Raw genomic sequence first — 9,956 nt, 5'->3', positions numbered from 1 at the left:
GGATAACTTGCTGCAAGCCTACTCATGACCCATGACACGGACAGTAACCTTACGGTCTTGCGGGGTCGTATTCAGCGGTCAGCGAACCTATGACGTGCGGCACAGCAGTCATGATCGCCGAGGCTGTAATGGGGCCACCATTAAAATCCTTCGATGCCATCGAGCCGGCGCGGCCGTGAACGCTAGCCGCAACCGCCGCCACAGCAGCCCAGCGGTCGTCCGGTTTCAAGCCCATGGCTGCGTAAGCGCCGTCGTCGTCCCTCACCGAGTCCGCAGATTGCGCCAGCAAGGCGCCCAAGATGCCGGCCAAGACGTCACCGCTGCCTGCGGTCGCCATCCAGGCAGTGCCCTCGGACTGGCTGAAAACAACGCCCGACGGCGAGGCCACCAGTGTGGTGGCACCCTTCAGCAGGACTGTGGCACCGGTTTGTTCGGCTGCTTGCCGTACGAAGTGCAGCGGCCGGGACTCGACGTCCTCGCGGGTCACGGCAACCTCGCCGGTGGATGGAAGGGCTGCCAGGAGCGTCGCCAGTTCCCCGGCGTGCGGAGTGAGGATCCAATGGGCGGGACACCGCTCTGGCAGGATACTCAAGGCTCCGGCGTCGACGACGACCGGCAGCTCAGCGGCCAGCGCTGACTGTGCGGCGTCCCCGGCACGTCCGAGCTGGTCCTCCCCGTCCACGCCAGGACCAAGCAACCACGCTTGAACGCGCCCTGGGTCATCCGTCTCCCACAGGGCCTCCGGAGTCCGGCTCAATACATGGCGTGCCGCAGATTCCGGTCCTACATAGCGGACCATGCCCGCGCCGGCCATCGCTGCCGCATGGACGCTCAGCACGGCTGCCCCCGCAAACCGAGCCGAGCCGGCGACCACGCCCAGCACGCCACGGGAGTATTTATGGGAGCGGCGCCCAGGCTTGGGGAGCAAGGCGTGCAGGTCCGTGGCATCAAGCCGATGCAACTCAGGGGTGTCCAGGGAGTCTTCGATTCCGATCTGTACCAGGACCACATGGCCGGCACAGCCCTCGCCCGGGTCTGTCATCAAACCGGCCTTGATACCACCGAAAGTCACTGTGACATCGGCTTCCAGCACCGGCCAGTGGACTTCGCCCGTGGCGGCATCCAGCCCACTGGGGAGATCGCAGGCCACCACGGAACGCGGCTTCAACTCCTGAAGGGAAGCGACCAACTCAGCAGAAGCATCACGTAATCCGCCGCGGGCGCCGGTGCCCAGGAGGGCATCGATAATGACATCGTCACCAGCGCATAGGACGGCAAGTTCCTCCGCGTTTCCGGGATCCAATCGCAGCACGCGGCCGCCTGCCGCCAGAAAAGCCCCCAAAGCCTCGGTATGGACTTCCGCTGAGGCGAGTACCGCCGTCGTCCGCATGCCACGGCGTGCAAGCATGGAAGCCGCGAAGAGTCCGTCACCGCCGTTATTGCCTTTTCCTGCCAGGACTGTGACGCTCGCCCCGCGCAGCTTGCGCTTGGCCTTGACCAAGCGAACCACTTCCTGCGCCAGGCCGTAAGCGGCCCGTTGCATGAGAACAGCGCCCTCACCGGAGTCCAGGAGCGGTTGTTCCGCATCCCTGATCTGTTGTCCGGTGAAGGCGCTGATCATCGTTATGTAGAGGTCCGTTTAGCCCTCGGCGAGGACATACGCCGTAGCGATGCCGCCATCGTGGCTCATGGACAGGTGCCAGCGTTTAACGCCCTTGGCGTCGGACACGGCCAAGACCGTTCCTTTGACCTGGACGGTAGGACCATTCTGGTCAAGACCAATCCAGCAGTCCTGCCAGTTCATGCCAGCGGGAGCACCCAGGACCTTGGCCACTGCTTCCTTGGCGGCGAAGCGCGCAGCGAGTGACCTGGTGTTGAGCTCGCGCTCTGCAGGAACGAACAGCCTGTCCCGCAGTCCGGGGGTCCGCTCCAGTTGCCGGGCGAACCGCTCGATGTCTACGACGTCTACTCCAATGCCAACAATCATGCGGTTATTCTACGGTCACGCTCTTGGCGAGGTTACGCGGCTGATCGACGTCGTAACCCTTCGCCCCGGCCAGTTCAGCAGCAAAGATCTGCAGTGGCACGGTGGTGAGCAGCGGCATGAGCAGCGTGGGCGTCTCCGGAACGTAGAAGACGTGCTCTGCGTAGTCCTTGACCGACTCGTCGCCTTCTTCAGCAATGACCAGCGTACGTGCACCACGTGCGCGGACTTCCTGGATGTTGCTAACGACCTTGGAGTGCAGGGAGTCACGACCACGCGGGGACGGGACAACCACGAAAACCGGCTGGCCGTCGTCGATCAGGGCGATCGGTCCGTGCTTGAGTTCACCGGCGGCGAAGCCCTCAGCGTGGATGTAGGCAATTTCCTTGAGCTTCAAGGCACCTTCAAGGGCCACCGGGAAGCCAACGTGGCGGCCCAGGAACAAGACGGACTTTTCGTCCTTCATGCTGCGGGCGAGTTCACGCAAAGGACCTGCGTTGTCCAGGATCTTCTGAATCTTGGCCGGAATCTTGTTCAGGTCCGCGAGGACGTCCTTGATCTGGCCGGAGAAGATGTTGCCACGCAGCTGGGCCAGGTAAAGGCCAAGCAAGTAAGCGGCAGTGATCTGGGCCAGGAACGCCTTGGTGGATGCAACCGCGATTTCCGGGCCAGCGTGGGTGTAGAGCACGGCGTCGGATTCACGCGGGATGGTGGAACCGTTGGTGTTGCAGATGGAGATCGTCTTGGCGCCCTGTTCACGCGCGTAGCGGACGGCCATGAGCGTGTCCATGGTCTCGCCGGACTGGCTGATGGAAACCACCAGGGTGTTGGAGTCGACAATCGGATCGCGGTAACGGAACTCGTGTGCGAGCTCTACTTCCGTGGGAATACGGCACCAGTTTTCGATGGCGTACTTGGCAACCAGCCCAGCGTAGGCCGCGGTACCGCATGCCAGAACGATGATCTTGTCAACCTGCTTGAGGAGCTCAGGATCGATGCGGACCTCGTCCAGCGTCAGCTTTCCGTTGAGGTCCGAGCGTCCCAGGAGGGTCTGGGCTACGGCGTCGGGCTGGTCGTGGATTTCCTTCTCCATGAAGGAGCTGAAGCCACCCTTTTCGGCAGAAGCCGGGTCCCAGTCAACGTGGTATTCCTTGCCTTCAGCGGGAGCGCCGAAGAAGTCGGTGATCTCCACGGAGTCCGCGGTGATGGTGACGATCTGGTCCTGACCGAGTTCCACTGCGCGGCGCGTGTAGTCGATGAAGCCGGAGACGTCCGAGCCGAGGAAGTTCTCGCCCTCGCCAAGGCCGACCACGAGCGGGGAGTTGCGGCGGGCGGCCACGACGACGTCGGGCTGGTCCGCGTGGACGGCGAGGAGGGTGAAAGCACCTTCCAGACGCTGGCAAGCCAGGCGCATCGCCTGGGTGAGGTCGCCGCCGGTGCCGTTGAGTTCGTTGCGGAAGATGTTGCCAACCAGGGCGGCAGCAACTTCAGTGTCCGTTTCGGATTCGAACGTGACGCCCTTAGCCAGCAGTTCCTGCTTAAGCTCGGCGAAGTTTTCGATGATGCCGTTGTGAATCAACGCCAGACGCCCGCCGTCGGAAAGGTGGGGGTGTGCGTTACGGTTGGTGGGTCCGCCATGCGTGGCCCAACGGGTGTGGCCAATGCCGGTCAGGGATTCAGGGACCGGGTTTGCTTCCAGTTCACTGATCAGGTTGCTCAACTTGCCGGACTTTTTACGGGACGAGATGGTTCCATCAGCCACCACTGCGACGCCAGCGGAGTCATAGCCGCGGTACTCAAGACGACGCAGCCCCTCCACGACGACGTCAAGGGCGCTGTGACCAGCTGCCTTACGAGACGAATTGCCAACATAGCCTACGATTCCACACATGGGTATAAGCCTAACGGCTAGGTCAAACAACTGATGTGGGACGTCCCCCCTCTCCCTCTTGTTTCTGAGGCGTTGATCACCCACAATTCACCTTCACGTCGTCCCGCATTTCCTGATCGGCCGGGCTAAGGGCAGAATCAGAACGTGACTTTGCAACGCACCGAAGCAAACGGCGACGGCGCTTCCCCCTTTGTTGAGCTGGACCGCCAAACGTGGTCGCGGCTTGCAGCACAAATGGAGCAGCCCCTCAACGAAGAGGACATTTTCCGTCTGCGAGGCCTCGGCGATCCCCTGGATATGAAGGAAGTGCGGGAGGTATACCTCCCCCTTTCGCGGCTTCTGCACCTCTACGTCGAGGCTTCACATCAACTTCACGCGGCAACAACCACGTTCTTGGGCGAGCAAACACAACGCACCCCGTTTGTCATCGGCGTGGCCGGTTCCGTTGCCGTAGGAAAATCCACCATCGCCCGCGTTCTCCGTGAAATGCTGCGGCGCTGGCCGGGAACACCCAACGTAGAACTCATCACCACGGACGGCTTCCTCTACCCGTTGGCGGAGCTGAAGCGCCGGCACTTGCTGGAACGCAAGGGTTTCCCCGAGTCCTACGACCGACGCGCGCTCTTGCGTTTTGTGTCGGAAATCAAGGGTGGAGCCGAGGAAGTCCGGGCACCGTGGTACTCCCACGTCACCTACGACATCGTCCCGGGCAAGGAAGTCGTAGTGCGCCGCCCGGACGTACTGATCGTGGAAGGCCTCAACGTTCTGGCCCCTGCCAGGCCCCGCATGGATGGCAAGCAGGGCCTCGCGCTGAGCGACTTCTTTGACTTCTCCATCTACGTTGACGCCAAGACCTCCTACATCGAGGAGTGGTACGTGGACCGGTTCCGAAAGCTCCGCAGCACAGCCTTCGCGCAGCCAGAGTCCTACTTCCACCGCTACGCCACGCTGTCAGACGAAGATGCCGAGTCAACAGCCCGCGGCATCTGGAAGCGCATCAACGAGCCCAACCTCGAAGAGAACGTGCTCCCCACCCGTGGCCGCGCCCAACTGGTACTTACCAAGGATGCAGACCACTCCATTCGCCGCATGCTTTTGCGGAAGGTCTAGCGTGGACTTCCAACCTCAGCCCATGCCCAGCCGCAGGGCATTCGCGGGCTTCCTCACAGCTGGCGCAGGCCTGGCCGCACTGACGGCCTGCACTCCGGATGGCCCCGCCTCGTCCTCCGCCGGGGCTTCGGCGACACCGTCCACCGCTGCCTCCAGCGCCACGCCCACCCAAGTCACTGCCGTTACGCCTGCTGCCGCTACCGAGCCTTCAAGCGCTCCTCCAAGCGCAGCGCCCTCACAAGCTGCAGCACCATCACAAGGCGCAGCCAAGCAGTTCTCGCTGACCGATCCAGCGAGCCCATGGGTGGTGGTCAACAAGCACCGGCCGTTGAACCCTCAAAATTATGTCCCGGCCGATTTGGTTCGGCCGAACATCCGGCTCGCCGTCACTGGCGAAGCCACACTGATGAACAGCACGACGGCGGCTGCCGCAGAAAAGATGTTCGCCGCAGCGGCGGCCGAAGGCGTCATCATGGCATTGGCGTCCGGGTATCGTTCCTATTCCACCCAGGTGGTCACGTACAACGGCTACGTCGCAAGCAGCGGCCAGGCTGCAGCCGACCGGGCCTCTGCACGCCCCGGTCATTCCGAACACCAAACCGGCTGGTCCTTTGACATAGCCGACGGTGGAGGTGCCTGCAGTTTCCAGCCCTGCTTCGCCGATCAGCCCGCGGCTATTTGGGCAAAAGCCAACGCACACAAATTCGGTTTCATCGTGCGCTATCCGTGGATGTTCCATGAAACCACCGGATACTTCTACGAGTCCTGGCACCTGCGCTACATCGGCGTCGAAGCAGCGACAGAGATGAACACCCGGGGGATCGCAACGCTCGAGGAGTACTTCGGGTTGGAAGCAGCCCCCGACTACCTGTAGCGCAGGTCCTTTGAAACGCAGGTCCTTTTAAACCAGCTCGGCCCGCTCTCCTGGAAACCAGTAAACCGGTAATCAGGAAGGCGGGCCGAAGTTGCTTGGATTCTTACACAGCCAGTTCGCTGGGAGCGCTCAGGCGTTCCTTGACTACGGCAGCGAGGCTGTTGCAAATTCGCTCGGCCGTCTCCATATCCGCAGCTTCCACCATGACGCGGACCAAGGCCTCGGTTCCGGAAGGGCGCAGCAGCACACGGCCGGTTTCGCCCAGTTCCAGTTCAGCAGCGGCTACTGCTGCGGCCACGCCTTCGTCTGTGCCTGCACGCGCCTTGTCCACGCCCTTGACGTTGATCATGAGCTGCGGGAGCTTGGTCATCGCCGTTGCGAGTTCCTTCAAGCTACGACCCGTGAGGGCCACCTGCGCAGCAAGCTGCAGGCCGGTGAGCACGCCATCGCCAGTGGTTGCGTAATCGGAGAAGATCACGTGGCCGGACTGTTCGCCACCCAGGTTGTAGCCGCCGTCGCGCATTTCCTCCAGCACGTAACGGTCGCCAACGGCGGTTTCGCGGATGGTGATGCCGGCGTTGCGGAGGGCAATCTTGAGTCCGAGGTTACTCATGACCGTGGCAACCAGGATGCTGTCCTTGAGCTTGCCCGCTTCATTGAGCGCCAGCGCCAGGATCGCCATGATCTGGTCGCCATCTACTTCATTGCCTTCGTGGTCTACAGCGAGGCAGCGGTCGGCGTCGCCGTCGTGGGCAATGCCAAGGTTCGCACCGTGCCTGACCACCGCTTCCTTCAACGGGCCCAGATGGGTGGAGCCCACGCCGTCGTTGATGTTCAGGCCATCCGGCTCGGCGCCGATGACGACAACGTCCGCGCCAGCGTCCTTGAACACCTGAGGCGAACAACCACTGGCCGCGCCGTGAGCGCAGTCCAGGACAACCTTCAGGCCCTCAAGGCGCTTGGGGAGGGTGCCGAGCAGGTGGACAATGTAGCGGTCCTCAGCGTCGGAGAAGCGCTGGATGCGTCCGACGTCGCCGCCGACGGGTCGCTGAGGCTCTTTGCCCAGCTGTGCTTCGATGGCGTCCTCGACGTCGTCGGGCAGCTTCTGGCCGCCGCGTGCGAAGAACTTAATCCCGTTGTCAGGGGCCGGGTTATGGGAAGCCGAGAGCATAACGCCGAAATCGGCGTCGAGGTCTGCCACCAGGTAGGCCGCAGCCGGGGTGGGCAGCACCCCGGCGTCATAGACATCGATGCCGGAGCTCGAGAGCCCCGCTTCGACGGCGGCGGCAAGGAACTCGCCACTCGCTCTGGGGTCCCGGGCGACTACGGCGCGAGGCCGCTTGCCATCGGTTGTGCGGTCATGGCCGAGTACGACGGCGGCGGCCTGGGCTAGCTGCATAGCCAGCTCGGCGGTGAGCAATCCGTTCGCGAGACCGCGCACGCCATCTGTTCCAAATAATCTAGACATCGGCTCAAGTTTAGACGACGACGGGACACCACCCGTCCAGCAGCGTGTCGGAAGGTCATGTGCACTGGTCAAATCCGGCTCAACGCTTGCATCTTCCAACTGCTTAAAGCGCAACTTCTTAAACGACGAAGGCCCGCCCTGCCGAAACGGCGGAACGGGCCTTCGAGTAAGCGCAGATTAACGCTTGGAGTACTGCTGAGCCTTACGTGCCTTCTTGAGACCAGCCTTCTTACGCTCGATGACGCGGGCGTCACGGCGCAGGTAACCGGCCTTCTTGAGGGTGGCGCGGTTGTTGTCGACGTCGATCTCGTTCAGCGAGCGAGCAACACCGAGGCGCAGTGCACCGGCCTGGCCGGAGATGCCACCACCGTGGATGCGGGCGATGACGTCGTAGGCGCCTTCAAGATCAAGGATCTTGAAGGGCTCGTTGACATCCTGCTGGTGCAGCTTGTTCGGGAAGTAGTTCTCCAGCGTGCGGCCGTTGATGATCCACTTGCCGGAACCCGGGATGACGCGAACGCGTGCAACGGCTTCCTTGCGGCGGCCAACAGCTGCACCGGCAACGGTCAGCGCCGGGCGCTCCTTCTTGGGCGCATCTTCAACAGATGTGCTTTCAGAGGTGTAGCTGGTGAGGGTTTCCTCAGCCTCGACGGCTTCGGCGGTCAGTTCTTCGTTCTGAGCCACGGTTCTCCTTGTAATGAAAAGTTGTTTGGTGGCCAGGACTACTGGGCGACCTGGGTGATTTCGAAAGTCTTCGGCTGCTGTGCAGCGTGCGGGTGCTCGGGGCCTGCGTAGACCTTGAGCTTGCCCAGCTGCTGAGCGGCGAGGGAGTTCTTGGGGAGCATGCCCTTGATGGCCTTCTCAACAGCGCGAACCGGGTTGGATTCCAGCAGCTCGGCGTAGTTGACGGAGGTCAGGCCGCCCGGGTAGCCGGAGTGGCGGTATGCGCGCTTCTGCTCCAGCTTGGCGCCGGTGAGGGCAACCTTTTCAGCGTTGATGATGATGACGAAGTCGCCCATGTCCATGTGGGACGCAAAGGTCGGCTTGTGCTTTCCGCGCAGCAGTGTTGCGGTCTGGCTGGCAAGACGACCAAGGACAACGTCGGTGGCGTCAATGACGTGCCACTGGCGGTTGATATCGCCGGGCTTCGGGGTGTACGTACGCACGGTTTTGCCTCGTTCTTGTTCTGGCGTTCATGTTTTAGGCGACACGCAGTGAGGCGTGTACCTACTATGTATGCGTTACCGGAGCAGAGGTGAGGGCTCTATAGACCAGTCATCCCAGAATCTCGATATGCCTCTTGAGTTAGCGATCCTGCAACTGGATCCCCGAGAAGGCATGTGTCATCGAGATAGGACACGCACAACGACTATAAACAATACCTTCAACGGGCCGTCCGGGTCAAAATGGGGTATCCGCCCCTCGGGGTCGCATGCGCTTTGAGGGAGAGTACATGACCAACGGTCCCGTTTTCCTGCTCCTGCTTGCCATCGCCGGCTTGCTGTTGAGCCCGGCCGTCGAGTTCGTGATCGCCCGTGGCCTTCCGCGCCTCGGCGGACTCCCCTCCCCCGCGGTCCGGATTACGACGGCGGCAGTCACCGCACTGCTATTTGCCCTGTTGGGATGGCGCTTCGGTTTTACCCCGGAATTGCCGGCGTTCCTTTTATTGGCACTTCTTGGGGTGCAGCTTTCGAGAATAGATTTCACCCTCCATTTGCTGCCAAACCCCCTCGTTTTGTTCCTGCTAGGAGGCGGTTTTGTTCTCCTTGCCACCTCCGCGGCACTGGATCCCGCCTGGCCCGAGCTGCTCCGAGCACTCGCCGGAGGGCTCCTACTCTTCGTTGGCTACCTGATTCTGGGACTTATTTCGCCGAGAAGCCTCGGAATGGGTGATGTGAAGCTCGCAGCACCCGTCGGGCTGTACTTGGGGTACTTGGGTTGGAAGCAAGTACTCTACGGCGGACTACTGGGGTTCGTGGTGGGCGGGGTGCTGACGGTGCTGATGTTGCGCCTGAATCGCAAGGAAAAGACCGTGGAAACAGCGCACGGACCAGCCATGGTCGTCGCGGCACTGGGTGTGACTCTCCTACTCCAGTAGGGCTGCAGCCTTCGGCGTTCACGGGGCCCTTCATGGGCTCCAAAAGTAAGGCTGCTGTCTATTCCAAGTAGTCGCTTCCCTTTTTCGCCTTCCAAACTGAGTACTCCCCTGCCCTTCTACGGGTGACGGCTTGATTTGCCTTGCAGGAATTCGAGTACGACTACGCATTGTTCAGCAGCGCGTCCAGGGTGAATTCTTATCTCATCGAATTCCGAACCGCTAAACGCAACATGGGGGTAGTTCGGGAATCGAAGGCAAATTCCGATAATTTGCTGGACCTATATCCATGATTTACCAATACCCAAAAATTCATCTGGGAAGGATTTTCCAATGTCTGCTCTTATGTTCACCATTACTTCGTACATCGCCGGCGTCAAGGCCCGCCTCACATCCGAGGAGAAGGGCGCGACGATGGTTGAATACGGCATCATGGTCGCCCTGATCGCAGTAGTGGTCCTTGCAGCTGTAGGCCCCTTGGGCACTGCTATCCACGACATGTTCGCTGACGTCACAACCAAGATCTAGCGTCTT

General features: G+C 61.6%; 10 protein-coding genes. 4 read left to right on the top strand and 6 right to left on the bottom strand.

What is annotated here, in order from left to right; all coding sequences use genetic code 11:
* Positions 1–49 precede the first annotated feature (49 nt).
* The 3 genes from ACFX4T_RS03110 to glmS are packed head-to-tail and all read right to left on the bottom strand — an operon-like array spanning position 50 to position 3,875.
* Positions 50–1,621: an NAD(P)H-hydrate dehydratase gene (locus tag ACFX4T_RS03110; protein ID WP_377650744.1), complete on the bottom strand. Its 1,572-nt coding sequence runs from the start codon at positions 1,619–1,621 to the stop codon at positions 50–52.
* An 18-nt stretch (positions 1,622–1,639) separates the two neighbouring features.
* Complete coding sequence (locus ACFX4T_RS03105; RefSeq protein WP_216925115.1) at positions 1,640–1,987, bottom strand: holo-ACP synthase; 348 nt, start codon at positions 1,985–1,987, stop codon at positions 1,640–1,642.
* A gap of 4 nt (positions 1,988–1,991) precedes the next feature.
* Positions 1,992–3,875, bottom strand: a complete 1,884-nt coding sequence (glmS, locus tag ACFX4T_RS03100; protein ID WP_377650743.1) for a glutamine--fructose-6-phosphate transaminase (isomerizing) — start codon at positions 3,873–3,875, stop codon at positions 1,992–1,994.
* Between the two features lie 144 nt (positions 3,876–4,019).
* On the opposite strand from glmS, the gene coaA reads away from it, so the two are divergent.
* Together coaA and ACFX4T_RS03090 are read left to right on the top strand one after the other, a co-directional pair.
* Positions 4,020–4,985, top strand: coding sequence for a type I pantothenate kinase (gene coaA / locus ACFX4T_RS03095; protein ID WP_216925113.1), 966 nt, complete (start codon positions 4,020–4,022; stop codon positions 4,983–4,985).
* Between the two features lie 22 nt (positions 4,986–5,007).
* Entirely contained in the window at positions 5,008–5,859 is an 852-nt protein-coding gene (locus ACFX4T_RS03090; RefSeq protein ID WP_377650742.1) for a D-alanyl-D-alanine carboxypeptidase family protein, read from the top strand.
* A 103-nt stretch (positions 5,860–5,962) separates the two neighbouring features.
* On the opposite strand, the gene glmM is transcribed toward ACFX4T_RS03090, so the two are convergent.
* The 3 genes from glmM to rplM all read right to left on the bottom strand — a co-directional run bounded on the left by glmM (position 5,963) and on the right by rplM (position 8,493).
* Complete coding sequence (gene glmM, locus ACFX4T_RS03085; protein WP_377650741.1) at positions 5,963–7,327, bottom strand: phosphoglucosamine mutase; 1,365 nt, start codon at positions 7,325–7,327, stop codon at positions 5,963–5,965.
* Between the two features lie 177 nt (positions 7,328–7,504).
* Entirely contained in the window at positions 7,505–8,011 is a 507-nt protein-coding gene (rpsI, locus tag ACFX4T_RS03080; RefSeq protein WP_216925110.1) for a 30S ribosomal protein S9, read from the bottom strand.
* A gap of 38 nt (positions 8,012–8,049) precedes the next feature.
* Positions 8,050–8,493, bottom strand: a complete 444-nt coding sequence (rplM, locus tag ACFX4T_RS03075) for a 50S ribosomal protein L13 (protein WP_011775554.1) — start codon at positions 8,491–8,493, stop codon at positions 8,050–8,052.
* 287 nt (positions 8,494–8,780) lie between these two features.
* On the opposite strand from rplM, the gene ACFX4T_RS03070 reads away from it, so the two are divergent.
* Entirely contained in the window at positions 8,781–9,425 is a 645-nt protein-coding gene (locus ACFX4T_RS03070; RefSeq protein WP_377650740.1) for a prepilin peptidase, read from the top strand.
* Between the two features lie 330 nt (positions 9,426–9,755).
* Complete coding sequence (locus ACFX4T_RS03065) at positions 9,756–9,950, top strand: Flp family type IVb pilin (RefSeq protein ID WP_377650739.1); 195 nt, start codon at positions 9,756–9,758, stop codon at positions 9,948–9,950.
* Positions 9,951–9,956: the final 6 nt, after the last annotated feature.

The sequence above is a fragment of the Paenarthrobacter sp. YIM B13468 genome (genome assembly GCF_042788025.1).
GTDB lineage: Bacteria > Actinomycetota > Actinomycetes > Actinomycetales > Micrococcaceae > Arthrobacter > Arthrobacter aromaticivorans.
This window is presented reverse-complemented; position numbering and strand designations above follow the sequence as displayed.